This window comes from Robiginitalea sp. SC105 (assembly GCF_014243345.1).
Classification (GTDB): Bacteria; Bacteroidota; Bacteroidia; order Flavobacteriales; family Flavobacteriaceae; genus Robiginitalea.
This window is the reverse complement of the sequence record NZ_JACLZF010000001.1, coordinates 679500-699931: the sequence shown is the minus strand read 5'-3', so window position 1 is coordinate 699931 and position 20432 is coordinate 679500. Positions and strand designations below refer to the sequence as shown.

The 20432-nt window shown below is 59.2% G+C and carries 16 protein-coding genes; 7 read left to right on the top strand and 9 right to left on the bottom strand.

Annotated features, from left to right (window positions below):
* Nucleotides 1-9 precede the first annotated feature (9 nt).
* Entirely contained in the window at nt 10-1674 is a 1665-nt protein-coding gene (locus H7F20_RS03090; RefSeq protein WP_185784665.1) for a S8 family serine peptidase, read from the top strand.
* A 12-nt stretch (nt 1675-1686) separates the two neighbouring features.
* On the opposite strand, the gene H7F20_RS03085 is transcribed toward H7F20_RS03090, so the two are convergent.
* The 8 genes from H7F20_RS03085 to H7F20_RS03050 all read right to left on the bottom strand — a co-directional run bounded on the left by H7F20_RS03085 (nt 1687) and on the right by H7F20_RS03050 (nt 9871).
* On the bottom strand, nt 1687-2754 hold the full coding sequence (locus H7F20_RS03085) for a P1 family peptidase (RefSeq protein ID WP_185784664.1): 1068 nt from the start codon (nt 2752-2754) through the stop codon (nt 1687-1689).
* Nucleotides 2755-2872: 118 nt separating this feature from the next.
* Nucleotides 2873-4207 carry a vanadium-dependent haloperoxidase gene (locus H7F20_RS03080; RefSeq protein WP_185784663.1) on the bottom strand — a complete coding sequence of 445 codons (1335 nt, stop codon included), beginning with the start codon at nt 4205-4207 and terminating at the stop codon, nt 2873-2875.
* Nucleotides 4208-4385: 178 nt separating this feature from the next.
* The gene (locus H7F20_RS03075) at nt 4386-5231 is read right to left on the bottom strand and encodes an EcsC family protein (RefSeq protein WP_255443965.1); all 846 of its coding nucleotides are present in this window, start codon (nt 5229-5231) and stop codon (nt 4386-4388) included.
* A 9-nt stretch (nt 5232-5240) separates the two neighbouring features.
* Entirely contained in the window at nt 5241-6782 is a 1542-nt protein-coding gene (locus tag H7F20_RS03070) for a glycoside hydrolase family 30 beta sandwich domain-containing protein (protein WP_255443964.1), read from the bottom strand.
* Nucleotides 6779-8374: a serine hydrolase gene (locus H7F20_RS03065; protein ID WP_185784662.1), complete on the bottom strand. Its 1596-nt coding sequence runs from the start codon at nt 8372-8374 to the stop codon at nt 6779-6781. Before H7F20_RS03065 ends, H7F20_RS03070 begins: the two co-directional genes overlap by 4 nt.
* A 119-nt stretch (nt 8375-8493) precedes the next feature.
* Nucleotides 8494-8856, bottom strand: a complete 363-nt coding sequence (locus H7F20_RS03060; RefSeq protein ID WP_185784661.1) for a hypothetical protein — start codon at nt 8854-8856, stop codon at nt 8494-8496.
* A 120-nt stretch (nt 8857-8976) separates the two neighbouring features.
* Nucleotides 8977-9585: a hypothetical protein gene (locus H7F20_RS03055; protein ID WP_185784660.1), complete on the bottom strand. Its 609-nt coding sequence runs from the start codon at nt 9583-9585 to the stop codon at nt 8977-8979.
* A gap of 19 nt (nt 9586-9604) precedes the next feature.
* Nucleotides 9605-9871, bottom strand: a complete 267-nt coding sequence (locus H7F20_RS03050) for an Ig-like domain-containing protein (protein WP_185784659.1) — start codon at nt 9869-9871, stop codon at nt 9605-9607.
* Nucleotides 9872-10136: 265 nt separating this feature from the next.
* Between H7F20_RS03050 and H7F20_RS03045 the strand changes: the two genes are divergently transcribed.
* On the top strand, nt 10137-10679 hold the full coding sequence (locus H7F20_RS03045; RefSeq protein ID WP_185784658.1) for a porin family protein: 543 nt from the start codon (nt 10137-10139) through the stop codon (nt 10677-10679).
* A 167-nt stretch (nt 10680-10846) separates the two neighbouring features.
* A complete protein-coding gene (locus tag H7F20_RS03040) occupies nt 10847-13978 on the top strand; it encodes a glycosyl hydrolase (protein WP_185784657.1) in 3132 nt (1043 codons plus the stop codon).
* A gap of 63 nt (nt 13979-14041) precedes the next feature.
* On the opposite strand, the gene H7F20_RS03035 is transcribed toward H7F20_RS03040, so the two are convergent.
* Nucleotides 14042-15334 carry an aminopeptidase P N-terminal domain-containing protein gene (locus tag H7F20_RS03035; protein ID WP_185784656.1) on the bottom strand — a complete coding sequence of 431 codons (1293 nt, stop codon included), beginning with the start codon at nt 15332-15334 and terminating at the stop codon, nt 14042-14044.
* Between the two features lie 368 nt (nt 15335-15702).
* Between H7F20_RS03035 and H7F20_RS03030 the strand changes: the two genes are divergently transcribed.
* The 4 genes from H7F20_RS03030 to H7F20_RS03015 all read left to right on the top strand — a co-directional run bounded on the left by H7F20_RS03030 (nt 15703) and on the right by H7F20_RS03015 (nt 20431).
* A complete protein-coding gene (locus H7F20_RS03030; protein ID WP_185784655.1) occupies nt 15703-18552 on the top strand; it encodes a glycosyl hydrolase in 2850 nt (949 codons plus the stop codon).
* A gap of 84 nt (nt 18553-18636) precedes the next feature.
* The gene (locus tag H7F20_RS03025) at nt 18637-19035 is read left to right on the top strand and encodes a DUF2721 domain-containing protein (RefSeq protein WP_185784654.1); all 399 of its coding nucleotides are present in this window, start codon (nt 18637-18639) and stop codon (nt 19033-19035) included.
* 32 nt (nt 19036-19067) lie between these two features.
* A complete protein-coding gene (locus H7F20_RS03020; RefSeq protein WP_185784653.1) occupies nt 19068-19643 on the top strand; it encodes a PepSY-associated TM helix domain-containing protein in 576 nt (191 codons plus the stop codon).
* Nucleotides 19644-19759: 116 nt separating this feature from the next.
* On the top strand, nt 19760-20431 hold the full coding sequence (locus H7F20_RS03015; RefSeq protein ID WP_185784652.1) for a succinate dehydrogenase cytochrome b subunit: 672 nt from the start codon (nt 19760-19762) through the stop codon (nt 20429-20431).
* Nucleotide 20432 lies beyond the last annotated feature (1 nt).

Sequence of the window (20432 nt, the reverse complement as noted above, 5' to 3'; positions counted from 1 at the left end):
GTTTCGGTTATGCTTAAAAAATTGCTGCTCCTCTTTTTTGTTTTTGCCACTGTCGGGATGTTTGCCCAGCCTTCAGGCAGGCAAGCCACCGATGGGTATTCACCCAACCGGCAGGCCCCCGGCCAACCTGTGCGCCGGTCGGCCCGGGGGTGGCACCATGCGGATTGGCAGCGGGACAGCCTGCCCGGCATCAGCCTGGACAAGGCATACACCTGGCTCCGCGAAAACCGGGGCAGGCAGGAGGGCAAAGAAGTGGTGGTGGCCATCCTCGACACCAAAATAGACGTCAACCACGAGGATATCCGCGACAACCTCTGGACCCACCCGGGGGAAATCCCCGGCAACGGCCTGGACGATGACGGCAATGGCTACACAGACGATGTGCACGGCTGGAATTTCCTGGGGAATTCCGACGGGGAAGACGTGCATTACCAGCTGCGCGAAACCGCCCGGGCGGCCCGGCTGCTGGCATTGGCCGACACGGCAGCCCTGGGTCACTCCGACCCCCGGCGACTGGCCACCTTGCGGAAATATGCCGCAGCCTATCGGGAAGACTCGTCCTTCTTCAGGCATAATTTCCGGTTGCTGGATTCCATTTACGGAAGCTACCGGGATGCCAGAAGGATCCTGGAACCCCTGTTGGGGAAACGCCTGCGTAACCGGGCCTCCCTGGACAGCCTGGCGGAACTCCAGCCGGGCCTCGAGGGGCCCATCGACCATTTCCGGGACTTCATCCTCCGCTATAACCTGTCGGATTCCCTGATCCAAACCAACCGGGAGACCGACTCCATCCAGAACCGGTATTTTTACAACCCGGATTACGACGAACGCGCCATCATCGGCGACCGGCCGGACGACTTCTTTGACCGCCGCTACGGCAATCCGATGGTCCGGGGCCGGGTCCCTTTTGAACACGCCATAGGGGTGGCAGGGGTGCTGGCCGCCCGGCGGGACCAAGGTCTAGGGGTGCAGGGGATCGCCAACCCCATCCGCATCATGCCGGTGGTCATGGTGGCCGAGGGGGACGAACACGACAAGGACGTGGCCCTGGCCATCCGCTATGCAGTGGACAACGGGGCCAGAATCATCAACATGAGCTGGGGGAAGCGGCAGTCGCTCTACCCGGAGTGGGTGGCCGATGCCATCCGCTATGCCTCCGAGCGGGATGTCCTGCTGGTGCACTCCGCCGGGAACCTGGCGGACGACCTGGATGCCGTGGATTACTATCCCCTGGATTACACCCGGGATGGGGAATTTACCCGGTCCTTTATCACCGTGGGTGCCCTGGCCCCCCGCCGGGGCCGTTCGCTGGTAGCCCGTTTCAGCAGCTACGGCCAGCGGAACGTGGACCTGTTCGCCCCCGGGGACCTCATCTACACTGCGCAAACCGGCAACACCCGTGCCTTTAAGCAGGGCACGTCCTTTGCCGCCCCTTTGGTGGCCCGGGTGGCTGCCTTGGTGTGGTCGTATTATCCGGATTTCAGCGCGGCGGAAATCAAGGACATCCTGCTGGCTTCCGCCACGCGGATCGATGCGGAGGTCTACCTGCCCCAGAAGGATGAGCAGGCAGAACGGGAACTGGTCCCCTTCTCCCGCCTATCGCGGTCAGGGGGTATCCTCAATGCATTTGCGGCCCTGCAACTGGCGGCCGTCCGGAACCGGGAACGGCCCTGATCCGGCAGCCCCTTAATTCTGTAAAAGCTCCAGAACCTTTTCCACCGGCAGCGCCTCTGCCCGGTGCCCGTCCCGTCCTTCCAGGGTTTCTGCCATAAAAAGGGAATTCCAGATGGCTTCCTCCGTAGCCTCGATGGCCGCCAGGAACAGGGGCGACATAAAATCGTTGGATACGGTGGCCACCTCAACGACCATACCTTCCGGGGTGTAAGGGATGCGGTTCGATGCGGCCGTGGAAACGGCAATCACATAATCCCCGCTGCCGTTGGAGGCGATGCCGCCCGTGCGGGCGAGGCCCAGCATGCAGCGTTTGGCCAGGCGCTTCAAGTTACGCGCATCCAGGGGGGCATCCGTCAGCACCACCATCATGCAGGAGCCGTCCGTATCCGAATAGCGCACGGGCACCTTTCCCAGGGCTTTCCCCAGGTTTTTACCGTTCAGGGTGAGCACACCCCCAAAGTTGGACTGCACCAGCACCCCAACCGTATAGCCATTGTAGGCGCCGGGCAGCACCCGGGAGGCCGTCCCGATCCCGCCCTTGTAGCCAAAGGCCATGGTACCGGTCCCTGCCCCCACATTGCCCTCGGGCACCGGGCCGCTGGTTGCATTGCGGATGGCCTCCAGCACATGGGCCGGTTGCACATGCCGCCCGCGAATATCGTTCAGGTAGCCGTCGTTGGTCTCCCCCACCACCGCGTTGACGGACCGCACCTCCTCGTTGCCGGCCTGCTCCAGGGTATAGGAAATAAGGGCGTCCATGGCCGTGGGTACGCTCAGCGTATTGGTGAGCACAATGGGGGTTTCGATATTGCCCAACTCCTCCACCTGGGAATAGCCGGCCAGCTTGCCAAAGCCGTTGCCGATATAGATGGCAGCCGGCACTTTCTGCTGGAAAAGGTTTCCCCCGTGCGGGAGGATGGCGGTGACGCCCGTACGGATGGCATCACCCTCTATGAGGGTGGTATGCCCCACGGCGACGCCGGGTACATCCGTGATGGCGTTCAGCTTCCCGGGGCGCAGCACGCCCAGCTCAATGCCGTGGTCGCGCAGGCGTTGCTGGCTTTGTAAGGGATGGATCATCAGACAGAAAAATACGGAAAAGAACAAGGCGGAAACAGGGGATCGATGGGTAAAAAGATGGGTCATGGACAGCGGTGTTAGCTGCCCTAAGATAAGGAATCGGGTCGCGCAGAGCCAGTCAACGCGGCAAAGGTGCAAGGAAGTTTTGAACCGCATAGTCCCCGATGCGATTGCCCAACCGGTGGCCTTCTTCAGAATCATACCTGAAATGGATCCCAAGGTATACGCGCGACATTGCCGCTTCCAGTCCCGCCTCGGTAAATGAATCGAAGGATCGCACAGGCGGGTCCATGCGCATCTTTCCCGAAAACGGGCCGGCACTGTCCACCTCCGTGGTTTCCATGGTAAACGAATAGGTATCACCCGTACCCAGTGTCGCGGAAAGTACCCTCATGGCCGCGGAACTAGCCGATCCGTGGGCAGACGGGTATGAAGGAAAGGCATAGGTATGCCTGTGCAGGTTGTTCCATTCCGGGTCGGGCTCTGTGTCGGGGTTTTCGTCGTTTGCTGCCCAGCGGATTGCTGTATAAGGCCGCCAGTGATTGTAGTGGAATTTGTTGTCGAAAATGTTTACGTAAGCATCGTAGATGGTCATGTTCAACAGGGCCATACATCGTACCGTTTGCCACAGGTTAAGGCCTTCCCGTACCACGAGCTTCCGGGCCAAACGGTTATGGGAGTTTTCCACAAAATCCTTCCACCACATGGCCAGATGGGTTTGGTCGTCCGTCCGGTTTGTGCTGGCTGCACTGCCTACGGATTTAACCTCATTATAGGCTTCCGTATAGGCGTCTGAAGAAATTTCTGGGGGAGGTGGCGCACGGAACTGGTCCGGGGATTCCAACAGGAAGGGGCGGGCTTTGGCCCAGCCGGCCCCGAATACAAACCCCTCGGGGGTTCCGCTATGCTCGTTGAATTCTGCATAGACCCCGGGCGCCATCGGGTGCCAGGTATATTCCGCTTCCCCGTCCCAACCGTCGGCCCGGCGTTTATCTAAAAGGGCTTGCGAAGTTTCCTTTCCAAGCTGGATTCCCGATTCCCGGGCATCCCCTTTCGGAATGGTATCCAGTGCTTCATACAGCCATCCCTGGATTTCCTGGCGGTGATCTGGAAAATTGACAACTGTCACCTCGAACAGGGCCTGGGCCACTGCAGCCGTGGGATTCGCATCCGGCGCAGTTCCGGAATAGTCATAGGATTCATAAACGGGAACAATGGCATTCAGCGCATTATGCGCCGCAGCAAACGCCATGGCCTCGGTGCGCACACCATTGAGCGTTAAGAGTCCGTCAGTTTCAACGGCCAACTCAATGATCCGGGCATTCCAGGTTATTGCAATGTTGGCCGAAAAGTGTTCAGGTTGGGTTTCCTGGTCGGCACATCCGGTAAGTGCGGCTGCACAAAGGACTATGGGCAGAAAAGAGCCCTTCAGGAGGAGTTTTAAACGTATCATTTCAAGCGATGTTAATTACCGTAATCTGGTTTCGCCCTGCCTGAATGGGAACGTATGGCGAGCAGGTTGGATGCCGGGAAATCCGGGGGGTAGATTCCGGCAAAAGCACTCATAAATATAATGAAATCAGGTGATTAAAAGAAAAATGAAATGGATGGAAAAGTGCTTATGCCCTAATTCACTCCTCCAACGGCTCATCCCCTATTTTGTGGTATGCCGCCTCCACCGCTTCCATCCCGTATTTGCGCTCCAGGCGCCTAACGGAAAAATGCGCCTCCGCCATGTTCTGGAAGTGGGTGATAAAGGCCGTGTTAATAGCTGCCCCCCCGAAGGCGCCGATCACCGGCACGGCCTGGGCGGCGAACTTCTCCGTCACCTGCACACTGAAGCGGCCGGCTATCTGCCCGATGGCCTTGGCCAGGGGATTGGCCACCCCCCTCAGGGCCGATCGGATGGACATACGCAAAGCGTAATACCCCGTATCCAGGTTGTCGTCGTGTTTGGATTTCCCGCCCAGGGCAAATACCTGCAGGCAGGCGAGCTGCGTATCGAGTTCCCTGAGGTCCTCCCCCTCGCTGCGCGCAATGTCCATGATGGAGCGCATCATCAGCTTGGTGGTCAGGGCCATATCCCCCGCAAAGGCGATAAAACCAAAGGCGCCCCCGATGGCCCCGGAAAGGGAGGCCATGGCCTGGTAGGCGGTATTGAGGTTTGCGGGATTCTTCTTGTCGGGGTCCATGCTCTTCAGGTTGGAGGATACCACCTTCTGAAGCACATTGTAGCTGATTTGCTTCAATTGCTTTTGCTGGCCTTCCGAAAGGCGGGCCACCTGCTTGTCGATGGACCGGCCCAGCTGGTTGAGCCCCTCCATGGCCCAGCCGATGTTTTCCATCCGCTTTTTGGCCGACTCCAGGATACGCAGGTCCGCGGGCTCCAGGGTCGGGGCCTGTTGGACTGCGGGTAAGTTGCGCTTTTTTGCCATGGTTTTGGGTGCGTCCTCAAAGGTACGAATATGCGGGGGCATGCGCCCCGGCTATTTCCGGTAAACCAGGGTCCCCACCTCCCCGGGGGCCAGGTCAAAGGCGAGTTGCACGGCCCCGTTGGTCACCCGAAGGCTTTGCGAGGCTTCCCCCGGGTTCTGGACCACTACCACCAGGTCCCCTTCCGGGGTGCGGTAGGCCACATGGTTGATACCTTCCACCTGCCCGGAGCCCAGGCGCAAGGACCCCGGCGGTATGAATTTCGAATTCTGGGCGACGATGTAATAGGCCGGGTTGCGGGTAACGGTGTCCCCCTGCAGGGTCACCCCGCCCAGGCAGCGGTCGCAGCCGCCCCGGTCCGTATGGGGGTCCTGGTTCTCGTCGGCGGCCAGGTTCCACTGGAGGACGGCTTTGGCCCAGTTGTTGGGCGCGCCGATCATCAGGTTTTCGGTATGCCAGGCAAAGTTCTCTGCAAAATTCCCCGGGGCCCCGATCCACTGCTCCGTAAAGTACAGGTGCTTGTCCGGGTGCTTTTCGTGGACTTCGCTCAGCGCGTCGATGGTCCCCCCGTAGAGGTGGAAGGCCGACCCGTCGATATATTGGGCTGCCTCCGGGTTGTCGAGGATGGAAATCGGGTATTCCGGCTTGTCCGCATTGTGGTCGTAAATGACGATTTTCGTGTTGATGCCCGCCTCCTGGAAAGCTGGTCCCAGGTGGTTGGCGATAAACTCCGCCTGGGCCTCGGCTGGCATGTACAGGCTTGGGTTGTTCCCCGGGTGGAGGGGTTCGTTCTGTACGGTGACCGCATCAATCCGGATGCCTTCCCGGGCCATCCCCTGTATGTATTTTACAAAATACTGCGCATAGGCCGGGTAGTATTCCGGCAGCAGGCTGCCGCCCCGGGTGTCCCGGTTGTCCTTCATCCAGGCCGGGGGCGACCAGGGCGATCCCATGAGCGCAATTTCCGGTTGGATCTCCAGGATCTCCTTCAGGGTGGGGATCAGGTAGAGCGTGTCGTACCCCAGGGAAAAACGGGCGAGTTCCGGGTCCGTTTCCCCTGCCCGCAAATCGTCGTAGGACCAGGGGTATTCGTCCAGGTCGGACGCCCCCACGCTCAGGCGCAGGTAGCTGATGCCGATGTCCCCCGGGCCGTTGCCGAAGAGCTCCTGCAGGAGGGCTGCCCTTGCCCCGTCGCTCATCCGCTGCAGGTTCAGGGCGCTGCCCCCGGTGAGCGTAAAGCCGAACCCGTCCATGGTTTGCAGGGTTTGGGCAGTATCAATAGACAGGGGGATGGCGGATGCGTCGGCCCCGGCAGAGGCTGCTTCACCGGCTGTTGCCCAGTTGACCCCGAGGGTATCCGGGGTCAACAGGTGCTGCTGGTCCAGGGTGGTGCGGTAAAGTACGGCCGTGCCCGGCGGGGTCTCGGTTTCCGAACAGGAATGTAGCGCCAGCGCCATGGCCAGGATCGGGATCAGGCATGCGGGTAAAAAGGATAGGTGTTTCATGGGATGGGTTATTGAAGGGATTCTGTTCTGGTTTTCCGCATTCGGGTTTTCCTCGTTCAGGTTTTCCATGTTCAGGTCTTCCCTTGTCAATCCGCCTCCCCGGGTTCGAAGCGGACGTCGAGTTGCTGGACCTTCGGGTCCTTTTCCGGGGTCAGGGTGAAGAATACCACCACCCGGCCATTGGCTGCTTCCAAATGGAAAGTGCCCCGGAGCTGGTTGTCCGGTTCCACGGCCGATACGGATGCGATTTCCCCCGCCTGGTCCAGGGCTTCCTGTATGGAGGCCCGGCGGTTCTCCCGGGATTCGTCCATAAAAAAGTTTTCGGCCATGATCCGGGCCTCGGTTTCCGGATCGCCGCTGCGGACCCATTCGGCCACTTCTGCGGCCCGGGTTTGCAGGATATCGGAAACCGGGAGTTTCCGCGGTTGGAGGTCGAGTTGGTCAAAGAGGAGCTGGTAGATGTCCCGCAGCGGCCAGGGCGAGGTATACGTCCGGTTGCCGAAGGCCATGAGCCCCACCCCGTAATCCGGGAAGAACACATAGTTGCTGCCGAAGCCGGGCAGGGCTCCCCCGTGGGTCACCTGCCGCAGGCCGTTGCAGTAAGTGGTGCTCCCCAGGCCAAAACCGTACCCGGACATGACGGCACAGTCCTCCCCGTTCCAGTCCCTGCCCTCCGGGTAGAGTCGGGGGTACCGGGGCCGCTGCATCTCCCGCAGGCTGCTCCTTTTGACCGGGCCGGAGTCCTCCCCGCTCCTGGGCGGCCAGGCCGACAGGTGGAAGCTCACGTACTTGCTGAAATCCTCGATGGTGGTAATCAGCCCGCCCATGGCCCCGTAGGACCCGTCGTGGAGGATGGGTTCCGGTTTCCACTCCTCGTTCTCCCACCGGTACCCGTGGGCCAGCAGGTCTGAAGGGACGCTGTCGTACTCCCAGTAGGTGTGGGTCATGTCCAGGGGCAGCAGGATCTGTTCGCGGATGTATTCCTGGTAGGGCTGGCCGGAAACCTGGGAGATGATATGGCCCAGGAGCGCATAGCCCGTATTGCTATACTCGAATTCAAAGGATGGGGGGTTGCTGAAGGAGACACCGGCCTCCATCAACCCGGTGAGCATCTCCACCGGCTCGTCCAGCTGCCGGTCGCCCCATGGGTTGTCCTCCGGGAAGCCGGCCGTCATGGTCAGCAGGTTTTTAATGGTGATGGGGGGCGAATCGCTGGTCAGGTATTCCAGGCCGGCCATTTCCGGGATGTACTTTTCCGCCGGGTCGCTCAGGGCGAGCTTGCCCTCGTCCCGGAGCTTCACGATGGCCATGGCCGTAAAGCTCTTGGTCATGGAGGCGATCCGGAAGGCCGAGGCCGGGGTGGCCGGGAGTTCGGTATCCAGGTCCAGGACCCCGGTGGAGGAAGCGAGGACCAGTTCCCCGTCGACCACTACCCCGTAGGCAATCCCCGGGATATGGGCCTCCTCTGCCCGCTTATCGATCAGGGCCTGCAGCTCGGGGCCAACGCCCCGGATCTTTTCGGCCCGGTCATCGGTTTCGAACCGGGCCGGCTGGTAGGCGGCCGATGCGGGAAGTTCCGCCACCGCGGGCTGGATGCCAGCATCCGTGTTCGGTTCGGTTTTACAGGCCCCGAGGCTCAGCAGCAGGGCCATTACAAAGGGAAGGAGTGCCTTGGTTTTCATGGGTTGTTTGTAAAGGTTGTTTTTATGGGTTTGTATTCGTTGGATGGGTAGTTTTCCGGTCTCCGGAATGTACGAAATATTGGGAAGCTGTCCGCCGGGGCGTTCTGCCTCCTAAAGCCTCACTCCTCCGGTCCGGGTGGGCGCTTACGCATAAACAACCGGATGAACACCAGGATCAGGATCAGGAACCACCCAAGCGGATAGGGAAGCACCAGCATCCCCCAGCCATTGGCCAGGGCTGCCTCCGCATCAAAGCCGCTAAGTATAAATCGCGTCCAAAGGGAGAGCACGCCCAGGCAGATCATCAGGAAGGCCACTCGGTACCAGCGGGCATGCGGATCGCCGAACCTTCGGGTAGTGGCCATCAACAGGGCACTGCCCCCCAACACCAGGGGCGCCCCCCAGATGGGGAACAACACCCCGGCCATGGCCAGGAACAGGCCGGCGTAAAAGGCGGTTTGGAGTTTGCTGTTTTCTTCCATGATGCGGAAACCCTAAGGTACGAATTCCCGGCCGGCCACTACATGCCGGCAATCAAAAGGGTGTGGAGATAAACGGGTATCCCGGTAAAAGGATGTGGAGATAAAAAGGGCCTGTCCGGATCAATCCGGGTTTACGCGGTAGGTGATCTTGCGGTTGGTGATGATAGATGCGAAAACCTCGAGGTTGACCAGCCCGGTCGCACAGCGTTTGCTGGTATCCCGGATGGCGATATAACACAGGGAGGGGAGGGAGGACCCGTTATTGTCCATAAAGCGGCCATAGGTAATGTCATCCGCCGCCGACGTGTCCAGGGGGGAATTCGGCGGGGCCACGGTATAGGTGGTCGTAGTCCCGTTGGCCGTATAGATGACGTCCCCGGTCAGTTCGTCATACTCCACCTCATAGAGGTTGCTGCCGGTTAGGAAATTGCCAAGGGCCTGGGTATGGGTAGTGGGGGTACCGGTAATGCCGTCGATCACAACTACCTGGATCCCGAGCACATCCGCTGAGATATGGTAGATGCGGAAATTCCCGGCGGTGATGATATCGGCGGTACTTTCCTGGTCCCGGTATTCGAAGGATGCGGCGAAACTGGAAAACCCAAAGATGTTGCCGGTATCCGGCACCTGCACATCGATACCGACGCCCCCTCCGGCACCGCTCCCGATGCGGATCCCGCATCCCGTCTGAACTGCATTGTTGTGCACCCTGGAGGCATCCGGGCCCACATAGCCTGCGTTGGGCGTATTAGGTAAAACTTCCGTCCGTGTTCAGGGACAGGGTCCCATTGGCCGGGCTGGCTACCGGGTTGGTCCTTACCGTCAGTACCGTGCCGGGGTCCGGGTCCGTGTCGTTGGCCAGAACGCCATTTACGGCAGCTATATCCAGGGGGAGATCGTACCCCACGTTATAGGAATCAGTGGCGGGTACCGGAGGGCTTCCCTGAGCCAGGAGGGATTCCCCCCAGAAAACGGACAGGGCTGCGACGAGGAATAAAATCCGGTTTCGTCTCATACCCTAAAACTAACCCAGAACTGGGGGCCGGGCCGGATTTTTGTTGTAAATCCCGGCAATGTTGTGGCCTGAGGCCCGTTTCCCGGAAGAAAAGGGTTACCGGACAGGCATTCCGGGGGTTGGCGTTGGGTACGGAAACAACGGTTCGAGGCCGATACTCAGGGGCTTTTTCGATGCCCTGGAGGCCCGTAATTTTTCCGACCAACGGATCGCTTTTAAGATTACATTTACCCCGGTTATTAACAATCCAATTTTCTGATAAACAATGAAAAAACTATTTGTATTCAGCTTGATCCTGGTGGCCTTTCAATTGCAGGCCCAGGACAAGAACCTGACCTTTGGCATCAAGGCCGGGGCCAACTTCTCCAACCTGAAACTCGAATTTGACGGGGAGGGACTTTCCCCCGATGGTGCTACCAGTATTTTTGTGGGCGGTTTTGTGGATATAGGCGTGGCAGAGAAACTCAATTTCCAACCCGAAATCCAGTATTCCATCGAAGGCGCCAAAAACGCAGATGTGAGCTTTATCAACGTCCCGTTGATGCTGAAATACTACCTCGTGGAAGGTTTCAACATCCAGGCGGGCCCGCAAATCGGCTTCCTGGTGGATGCCGAAGGCGGCACGGACGGGCTCAAGTCTACCAACTTTGCCCTGAACCTGGGCGCGGCCTACGAATTGCCGGCTGGTTTCTTTGTGGATGCCCGGTACAATTTCGGTTTGTCCAACATTGCCGAAGAGGAACCAGGTTTCGAGGATGTAACCCTGAAAACCAAAGGGTTTCAGCTCGGTGTCGGTTACCGCTTCTAGGTCCGGACACCTTACAAACAAGCCAGGACGCCTTACAAACAGGGCGGAACTGGAAAACAAATCGGGGGCATTCGCCCCCTTTTTTTATTTGCACCGGCCAAAGGAAGCGGTTCGGTAAAAAAACATTTAGTAACTTCAGCGGCTGACTAATTCGAATACTACTCAAAATGAATAACCCACTTTTCAAGGCAGGGCTCTTCCTGCTTTTACTGTGCCTGGCACCCTGGCACAGCGAGGCGCAACGCCGCAACCAATCCAACACCACTTCCTATCCCGAATCCCTGTATTCCTCCCTGGAATACCGGCTGGTCGGCCCCTTCCGGGGTGGCCGGTCCGCGGCCGTTACCGGGGTCCCTGGAAAACCCAACCTGTTTTACTTCGGCGCCACCGGCGGCGGGGTCTGGCGCACCGATGACGGGGGCCGCACCTGGGAAAACATCTCAGACGGCTATTTTGGCGGGAGCATCGGGGCGGTGGAAATTGCCGAAAGCGACCCCAATGTGATCTACGTAGGGGGCGGGGAGCAGACCGTCCGCGGGAATGTATCCAGCGGCTACGGCGTCTGGAAATCCGTGGATGCCGGGAAGACCTGGAAGGAAGCCGGCCTGCCGAAAAGCCGGCACATCCCGCGCCTGCGGGTACACCCTAAAAACCCGGACATCGTCTTTGCGGCGGTGCTGGGCAACATCTACAAACCCACCCAGGACCGGGGGGTCTACAAAAGCACGGACGGGGGCGCCAGTTGGCGCAAGGTCCTCTACGCCAACGACCTGACCGGGGCCGTGGACCTGACCTTTGACCCGACCAACCCGCGCATCCTGTACGCCAGCACCTGGCGGGTACAGCGAACCCCTTACAGCCTAAGCAGCGGGGGGGACGGTTCGGCCCTCTGGAAATCGACGGATTCCGGGGAGACCTGGACGGAGATTTCCAAAAACGAAGGCTTCCCGAAAGACACCCTGGGAATCATCGGGGTAGCTGTTTCGCCGGTCAATTCCCAGCGCGTTTTTGCGATGGTGGAAAACAAGGAGAAGGGCGGCCTCTACCGCAGCGAGGATGGGGGCGCCACCTGGAACCTGATCAACGACGACCGCAGCCTGCGCCAGCGCGCCTGGTACTATACCCGGGTCTATGCCGATTCCCAGGATGAGGATGTGGTCTATGTCATGAATGTGAGCTACCACAAATCCACCGACGGGGGCAAGACCTTTGAAGACTTCAACGCGCCCCACGGGGACCACCACGACCTGTGGATCGCGCCCGAGGACCCGATGCGCATGATCATCGGCGATGACGGGGGCGCCCAGATCTCCTATGACGGGGGCATTACCTGGAGCACCTATTACAACCAGCCCACGGCCCAGTTCTACCGGGTGACCACGGACAACGCCTTCCCCTACCGCATCTATGCGGCCCAGCAGGACAATTCCACCATCCGGATCCGCCACCGTTCGGACGGATACGGCATCGGGGAGGAAGACTGGGAGGCCACGGCCGGGGGCGAGTCTGCCCACATCGCAGTGGACCCCGAAAACGACGACATTGTCTACGGGGGCAGCTACGGCGGTTTCCTGACCCGCGTCAACCACGACGCCAATACGGTGCGGGCCATCAACGTCTGGCCCGACAACCCGATGGGGTACGGGGCCGAAGGGATGAAGTACCGATTCCAGTGGAACTTCCCCATCATCTTTTCCCGCCATGACCCGGACAAGCTCTATACCTTTTCCAACCACGTGCACATGAGCACGGACGAGGGGCAGAGCTGGGAGCTGCTGAGTCCGGACCTGACCCGTAACGACCCGGACAAGCTGGTATCCAGCGGCGGACCCATCACCCAGGACAACACCGGGGTGGAATACTACTGCACCATCTTCGCCGCCAACGAGAGCCCGCTCACCGAAGGGTTGCTCTGGGTGGGCAGCGACGACGGCCTGATCCACGTCTCCCGGGACGGGGGGCAGAACTGGGAAAACGTCACCCCGTCCAACATGCCGGAGTGGAGCATGGTGAACAGCATCGAACCCTCCTATTTTGACGAGGGTACCTGCTATGTGGCGGCCACCCGCTACAAGCTGGGGGACTTTAAGCCCTACCTGTACAAGACCACCGACTACGGCAAGACCTGGACGGAGATCACCAGCGGCATCGATGCGGAACACTTTACCCGTGTGGTGCGGGAAGACCCGGGCCGTAAGGGGCTGCTCTACGCCGGCACCGAAACCGGGATGTACATCTCCTTCGACGACGGGGCTTCCTGGAAGCCCTTCCAGCTGAACCTGCCGGTGGTCCCCGTCACCGACCTGGCCCTGAAGGACAACAACCTGATTGTGGCCACCCAGGGACGGAGCCTGTACATCATCGACGACCTGACGGTCCTCCACCAGCTGGACGATGCCAAGCGCTCTGCAAACAGCATCCTCTACAAACCCAAGGATGCCTACCGCACCAAGGGGGGTGCCCGCAGTACCCCTTCCCTGACGGAAGGGCAGAACCACCCGAACGGGGTAGTTACCCACTTCTACCTGTCGGATTTCAGTGAAAAGGACAGCGTGGCCGTCACCTATACCAGTATGGCCGGGGATACGCTGGCCAATTTCAGTACCTACGCCACGGAGAACGACAAAAAACTGAAGGTGAAAAAGGGCGGCAATACGCACGTCTGGGATACCGAAGGCAAAGGGGCCGAGCGGCTGCCCGGTATGATCCTCTGGTGGGCAAACCTCAGCGGGGCCAAGGCCGTGCCGGGGAGCTACCAGGTGCACCTGACCGCAAACGGGGAAACCCAGACCCAGCAATTCCGGATTGTGCCGGACCCGCGGGCGGAGGTGAGCGTTGCAGACATGCAAAAGCAACACGACTTTATCACGGCCATCAACGAAACGGTGGACCGGGCGCACCAGTCCATCAAGAAGATCCGCAAGATCAACGACCAGCTGGATGCCTTTGTGAAGCAATACAAGGACAACGAGGCGACCAGGGAGCTGGTTGAAAAAGCCAAAAAGATGAAGGAGGGCTTCGGGGAAATCGAGAAAGCGCTCTATCAGACGCAGAACCGCAGCAACCAGGACCCCCTGAACTTCCCGATCCGGCTGACTAACAAGCTGGCCCACCTGAACAGCCTGGTGAGCCTGGACGATTTCCCGCCCACCGAGCAGGATATTGCCGTACAGCAGGAACTCAGCGGGGAGATCGAAACCCAGCTCAACGCCTTTGATAAAATGGTCGACGAGGAAATCACCGCCTTCAACAAGGCCTTCAACGACCTGAACCTAAACTATCTTTTTATTGAAGACTAGTTTGTATTTTGAGTTACACACGGAAAACCCCGGCATCGCTGCCGGGGTTTTTTTAATTCCAATTCACGAATTCATCAGGGATTCGATTTCCTCCGCCTCGATTGGGATATCCGCCATCAGGTTGACTGGTGCGCCCTTTTCCCGGATGACCACGTCGTCTTCCAGGCGGATGCCGAAGCCCTCTTTGGGGATGTAGATGCCCGGTTCCACGGTGAAGACCATGTCCGGCTTCATCGGGGTTTTCAGGGCCCCGTAGTCGTGGGTGTCCAGGCCAATATGGTGGCTGGTGCCGTGCATGAAATACTTTTTGTAGGCAGGCCAGTCCGGGTTTTCATTCTGCACGTCGGCCTTGTCCAGCAGGCCCAGGCCCAGGAGCTCGGAGGTCATGATCTTGCCCACCTCCTTGTGGTATTCCGCCCATAGCGTTCCGGGAACCAGTAGTTTGGTGGCCTCATTTTTAACCTTGAGTACCGCGTTGTATACCTGCTTCTGCCGGTCGGTAAACCGGCCGCTGACGGGGATGGTCCGCGTCATGTCGCTGGAGTAGTTGGCGTATTCTGCCCCCACGTCCATGAGGATGAGCTCCCCCGCTTTGCACTGCTGGTTGTTCTCCACGTAGTGCAGCACATTGGCGCTGTTGCCCGAGGCGATGATGGGGGTATAGGCAAAGCCTTTGGAGCGGTTCCGGATAAACTCGTGCAGGTATTCCGCCTCGATCTCGTATTCCCAGACGCCTGGCCGGACAAAGCCCAGCACCCGGCGGAAGCCCTTTTCGGTAATACCGCAGGCGGTTTTCATCAGGTCGATCTCCTCGGGTTCCTTGACCCCCCGGATCTCCTGCAGGATGGGGTTGCTCTTGGCCAATTTATGGGCCGGGAATTTCGCCTTGGTGGCCTTGATAAAACGGTCCTCCCGGGTCTCGGTCACCACGGCCTGGCGGTAGTGTTCGTTCGTGTTGAAATAGATGGTCTCCGCCTCGGTCATCAGGTCAAAGAACACCTTGTCGAATTCCTGCAGCCAGTAGACCGTGTTGATGCCGGAGGTGGCAAAGGCCCTATCCTTACTGAGCTTCTCCCCTTCCCAGACCGCTATGTGGTCGTTGGTTTCGCGCAGGAAAAGGACCTCCCGGTGTTTCGGGTCGATGGCATCCGGGAATAACAACAGGATGGATTCCTCCTGGTCCACCCCGGAGAGGTAGAAGATGTCCGGGGCCTGGCGGAAGGGCATGGTGCTGTCCGCCCCAATGGGGTATACATCGTTGGAGTTGAAGACCGCGAGGCTCTTCGGGCGCATCTGCGCCATGAATTTCTGGCGGTTTTTGGTAAAGAGGCGGGATTCGATCGGGTGGTATTTCATAGGATCCTGGCTTGTGTTTTTTTACGTCTGCCCGGGCGCTGCTCCCGGGTTTTTCCAAAGGTAGGAAATCGGCCTGCGGGGGACAAAGGGCACAGAAAAGAAATGGTCGGGCGGGCATAAAAAAAGGGGGCTGTTGAAGCCCCCATCGGTGTGGTTGGTTGGTTAGTTGCTATTAGAAGCAGGATTTTAACCGGTTGCTTTCCGTCCGCTACCCGAACCGACGACTGCTAACCAGTCATTACTCATTCTTTTTTGGTAGATTCGTCCGAAAAGGAGAATAAATTAACAATTTTTTAGGCACCTGTGCAATAGTTTTGTGTAAAATCTACACATTGCCTACACGAACCGTTACAAAACCAACCCGTCAAATGAAATTTTTCCGCACCCTTGTCGCCCTTTTGGCGGCCCTTCCGGCATTCGCCCAAACCCCTGCCACCGAGGCGTCCAAAGTACAACAGGCCCTGGAGCAGCAGGCCCGTATGGCCCAGGACTCCCGCCTCAAAAACCTCCGCCTGGAGAATATCGGCCCCACCGTGATGAGCGGGCGGGTGGTGGACCTGGCAGTTAACCCGGAGAACCCCGTGGAATTCTATGTGGCTTATGCCTCTGGCGGCCTCTGGCACACCGCCAACAACGGGACGAGTTTCACCCCCGTCATGGACAATACCCCTACCCAGAACCTCGGGGCCGTTGCCGTCCACTGGCCCTCCGGTACCATTTGGGTGGGCACGGGCGAAAACAACGCCTCCCGTTCCTCCTATGCGGGGATCGGCATGTACAAATCCACTGATAAAGGGAAAACCTGGACGTTTGCCGGCCTGCCGGATTCCCACCATATCGGCCGTATCGCGATCCACCCGGAGAACCCGGACGAGGTGGTGGTTGCCGTGGCGGGCCACCTGTATTCCGACAACGACCAGCGGGGCATCTACAAGACCACGGACGGCGGGACTACCTGGGAACGCACCCTGTTTATCGATGCCAAAACCGGGATAATCGACCTGGTGGCATCCCCGGGCAAGCCCGAAGTACTCTACGCCGCCTCCTGGCAGCGGGACCGGAAGGCGTGGAACTTTGACGGGAGCGGCGCAGGGACCGGCATCTACAAAAGCATCGACGGGGGCGACAACTGGAACCTGATGACCCGCGCGGGGTCGGGCTTCCCAACGGGTCCCGGGGCCGGCCGCATCGGCCTGGCCGCCTTTGACCACAATACCATTTACGCCGTCCTGGACAACCAGGACCGGCGCCCGAAGGAGGACCTGGAAGATGACGAGGAGCAGGGGCTTACCAAGGAGGATTTCGAAAACATGTCAGCCGGCGATTTCCTCGCCCTGGACAACGGCAAACTGGACGAGTTCCTGAAGACGAATGGCTTCCAGGAAAAGTACCGGGCCGAAAACGTAAAGCAGATGGTGCGGGTGGGCACCGTGCAGCCCGCCGACCTGGCGGCCTACCTGGAAGATGCAAACTCCCTCCTCTTCGATACCCCGGTGATCGGGGCACAGGTGTATGGCTCGGATGACGGGGGCAAAACCTGGAAGAAGACGCACGAGGGCTACATCGACGACCTTTTTTACAGCTACGGCTATTATTTCGGGCAGGTCCGCGTGGCGCCCTACGACAAGGAACAGATCTACCTGGCCGGGGTGCCGATCATCCGGTCCGCGGACGGGGGGAAAACCTTTGAGGCCATCGGTGGGGACAACGTCCACGCGGACCACCACGCCCTCTGGATCGACCCGGCTCTGGAAGGCCACCTGATCAACGGCAACGACGGGGGCGTCAACATCACCTATGATTACGGCGCCCACTGGATCAAGAACAACTCACCTGCCGTGGGGCAATTCTACGCCATCGAGGTGGACCATGAAGAGCCCTATAACGTCTATGGCGGCCTGCAGGACAACGGGGTCTGGAAGGGGCCCTACAACGCCGGCGAATCCGACGGATGGCACCAGGAGGGGCAATACCCCTGGAAGGAGATCCTGGGCGGGGACGGGATGCAGGTAGAAGTGGACAGCCGCAATTCCGCCATCGTCTACACCGGGTTCCAGTTCGGGAATTACTATCGCCTGGACCTGGACAAGGACAGCCGCACCTATATCCAGCCGAAGCATTCCCTGGGGGAATCCCCCTACCGCTTCAACTGGCAGACCCCCATTTTGCTGTCCCCCCACAACCAGGACATCCTGTACCTGGGGGGCAACAAACTCCACCGGTCCATGAACCGGGGAGACGACTGGACGGCCATCTCGGAAGACCTGACCCGGGGCGGGAAGAAGGGCAACGTGGCCTACGGCACCCTGACCACCATTTCCGAATCCCCCTTTGAATTCGGCCTGCTCTACACGGGCAGCGACGACGGCCTGGTGCACGTGAGCCGGAATGCAGGCGGTTCCTGGACCCGGATTTCGGACAGCTTTCCGAAGGAGCTCTGGGTAAGCCGGGTGACGGCCTCCGCCCATAAAAAGGAGCGGGTCTACGTGACCCTGAACGGCTACCGCTGGGACGACTTCACCCCCTATATCTATGTGAGCGAAGACTACGGGAAAACCTGGGCCTCCCTTTCCGGGGGGCTGCCGGCCTCCCCGGTCAATGCACTGGCCGAGGACCCGGATAACGAAAACCTCCTCTTTGTGGGGACGGACAACGGGCTGTATGCCAGCCTGGACCGGGGAAAGACCTGGGAGCTGATGCAGAATGGCATGCCCTATGTGGCCGTCCACGACCTGGTGATCCAACCGGAGGCGGGCCACCTGCTGGTGGGCACCCACGGGCGGAGTATCTACATGGCGGACATCAACCCGTTGCAAACCCTGACCAGCGACAAACTGCAGGAGCCCCTGGTGGTCTTTGACCTGCCGGTAATCCGGCATTCGTCCCGATGGGGCAATTCGCGGTACACCTGGGGGAAACCCAACACCCCGGGCCTGGATATCGGCTTTTTTTCCCAATCCGCGGGTACCGTGCGGGCGCGCATCCTCAGTGCAGACGGTACCGTGGTGAGCGAAACTGAACTCGCGGCCGACGCGGGCATGAACACCATGTCCTACGACCTGGCCTTCAGCAAGGAAGGAAAAAGCAATTTCCTCAAGAAAAACAAGGTGCCGCTGAAAACGGCCGACGATGGCAAGACCTACCTTCCGGTAGGCACCTATCAGGCCGAACTGCAGCTGGGGAAAACCACCGTGACCAAAGAATTCAAGATTGAATAGGCAGCAAAGGCCCGGCACGTTTTACCGCATACCGCATCGCAATTTGCGGGAGGCGCTTCCTGTTAACGATTCATCCCACCCGCTATGGAACTAACCCTGAGCATCCCGGCCCTGCTTTTCCCGGCCATCTCCCTGAGCATGCTGGCGTACAACGCCCGTTACCTGGCCATCGCGGCCCTGATCAGGGAGCTCCACCGGCAATTCCGGGAAACCCACGCCGCCCCCCTCGAGAAGCAGATCGGCTACCTGAGGCGCCGCCTGCGCATTATCAAGGAAATGCAGACCACCTCCATCGCGAGCTTCCTGCTTGCGGCCATCAGCATGTTCCTGATCTATGTGGAGCTGCGGCTGTGGGCCAATGCGATTTTTGGCCTGTCGCTGATCTTCCTGATGCTTTCCCTGGTGCTCTCGCTACGGGAAGTGCGCCTGTCGACCCGGGCCCTGGAGGTGCAGTTGCGGGACATGGGGGATTTAGGAATTTAGCCGATATTTGCCGTTTTGCAAAAGTTTCCAGTATGTCTGCCCCCTCGTCCCGCCAGAAACAGGCCAACACTCTCCGGGTCTTCCGGAAGATCCACCGGTATACGGGGGCTTTCCTCTTTATGGTCTTCTTTTTTATCGCGGTAAGCGGCCTGCTCCTGGGCTGGAAAAAGCACACGGGGGACGTGCTGCTGGCCAAAACCCGTACGGGCAGCAGTGCCAACCTGGCCGAATGGAAACCCATGGCTGAATTACGGGACCGGGCCGTGGCATTTTATCGGGATTCCCTGAACCCGGAGGGGCCCTTTTCCATCGACCGGATAGACGTGCGCCCCGGAAAGGGCGTGGTCAAATTTACCTTTGAAACGGGTTTCTGGGGGCTGCAGTTAGATGGGGCTACAGGTGAGGTGCTGCACGTGGAACGCCGGCGGAGCGACATCGTCGAAAAGCTGCACGACGGATCCATGGTGGATACCTGGTTCGGCATCGAAAACGGGGGCTTCAAACTCTTTTATACCTCCCTGAGCGGGGTGGCTTTACTCGTGTTTACGATCACCGGGTTCTGGCTCTGGTACGGGCCAAAGCGCATGCGACGACAGGCGCGCAAATAACCAGTTGAAAACCCCTTCTTTATAACCATTCTAAAAAAGACTGGGGCCCGTGGGCAAAGTTTGTTAAAACGCCGCCCGTAAGCTATTTTTGTAGGGCTTTACTAAATCCAACTGCAATGAGCGGATTCGCTAGTTCTTCTATAGCCCGGAAGGTCGTCATGGCGCTCTCGGGTCTTTTTTTGGTGCTTTTCCTGGCCCAGCACGCCACCATCAACCTCAGCTCGGTAATCAGCCCGGAGACCTTCAATAAATGGTCGCACTTCATGGGGTACAATGCCGTGGTGCAATTTATCCTGCAACCCATCCTGATCGCGGGGGTCGTGGTGCATTTTGTAATGGGCATCGCCCTGGAAATCAAAAACAACCGTGCCCGGAACATCAAGTACGTCAAATACCGGGGAGGGGCCAATGCCCCCTGGGTCTCCCGGAACATGATCATCACCGGCCTGGTGGTGCTCGCCTTCCTGGGGCTGCACTTCTACGACTTCTGGGTGCACGAGATGGCCTACAAATACATCGAGGCCAACCCCGAGGACCCTACCCGCTACCACGCGGAAACCGTGGAAAAATTTGAACCCTTCTGGCGCACCGTCATCTATGTGATCAGCTTCGTGCTCCTGTCCCTCCACCTCTGGCACGGCTTTGCCTCCTCCTTCCAGACCATGGGGGTCAACAACAAATACAGCCCGGCGATCCGCAGCTTCACCCGATTGTACGCCATCGTGGTACCGCTCATCTTTATTTTCATCGCCCTGTACCATCACCTTAATCCGATAACGCATTCATAAT

Excerpts from the sequence above, each read along its gene's own strand:
- H7F20_RS03050 (WP_185784659.1), bottom strand. The coding sequence starts at position 9,871 with ATGAGACGAAACCGGATTTTATTCCTCGTCGCAGCCCTGTCCGTTTTC.
- H7F20_RS03030 (WP_185784655.1), top strand. The coding sequence starts at position 15,703 with ATGAAATTTTTCCGCACCCTTGTCGCCCTTTTGGCGGCCCTTCCGGCA.
- H7F20_RS03090 (WP_185784665.1), top strand. The coding sequence starts at position 10 with ATGCTTAAAAAATTGCTGCTCCTCTTTTTTGTTTTTGCCACTGTCGGG.
- H7F20_RS03035 (WP_185784656.1), bottom strand. The coding sequence starts at position 15,334 with ATGAAATACCACCCGATCGAATCCCGCCTCTTTACCAAAAACCGCCAG.
- H7F20_RS03045 (WP_185784658.1), top strand. The coding sequence starts at position 10,137 with ATGAAAAAACTATTTGTATTCAGCTTGATCCTGGTGGCCTTTCAATTG.
- H7F20_RS03060 (WP_185784661.1), bottom strand. The coding sequence starts at position 8,856 with ATGGAAGAAAACAGCAAACTCCAAACCGCCTTTTACGCCGGCCTGTTC.
- H7F20_RS03085 (WP_185784664.1), bottom strand. The coding sequence starts at position 2,754 with ATGATCCATCCCTTACAAAGCCAGCAACGCCTGCGCGACCACGGCATT.
- H7F20_RS03040 (WP_185784657.1), top strand. The coding sequence starts at position 10,847 with ATGAATAACCCACTTTTCAAGGCAGGGCTCTTCCTGCTTTTACTGTGC.
- H7F20_RS03015 (WP_185784652.1), top strand. The coding sequence starts at position 19,760 with ATGAGCGGATTCGCTAGTTCTTCTATAGCCCGGAAGGTCGTCATGGCG.
- H7F20_RS03080 (WP_185784663.1), bottom strand. The coding sequence starts at position 4,207 with ATGATACGTTTAAAACTCCTCCTGAAGGGCTCTTTTCTGCCCATAGTC.
- H7F20_RS03020 (WP_185784653.1), top strand. The coding sequence starts at position 19,068 with ATGTCTGCCCCCTCGTCCCGCCAGAAACAGGCCAACACTCTCCGGGTC.
- H7F20_RS03025 (WP_185784654.1), top strand. The coding sequence starts at position 18,637 with ATGGAACTAACCCTGAGCATCCCGGCCCTGCTTTTCCCGGCCATCTCC.
- H7F20_RS03075 (WP_255443965.1), bottom strand. The coding sequence starts at position 5,231 with ATGCCCCCGCATATTCGTACCTTTGAGGACGCACCCAAAACCATGGCA.
- H7F20_RS03065 (WP_185784662.1), bottom strand. The coding sequence starts at position 8,374 with ATGAAAACCAAGGCACTCCTTCCCTTTGTAATGGCCCTGCTGCTGAGC.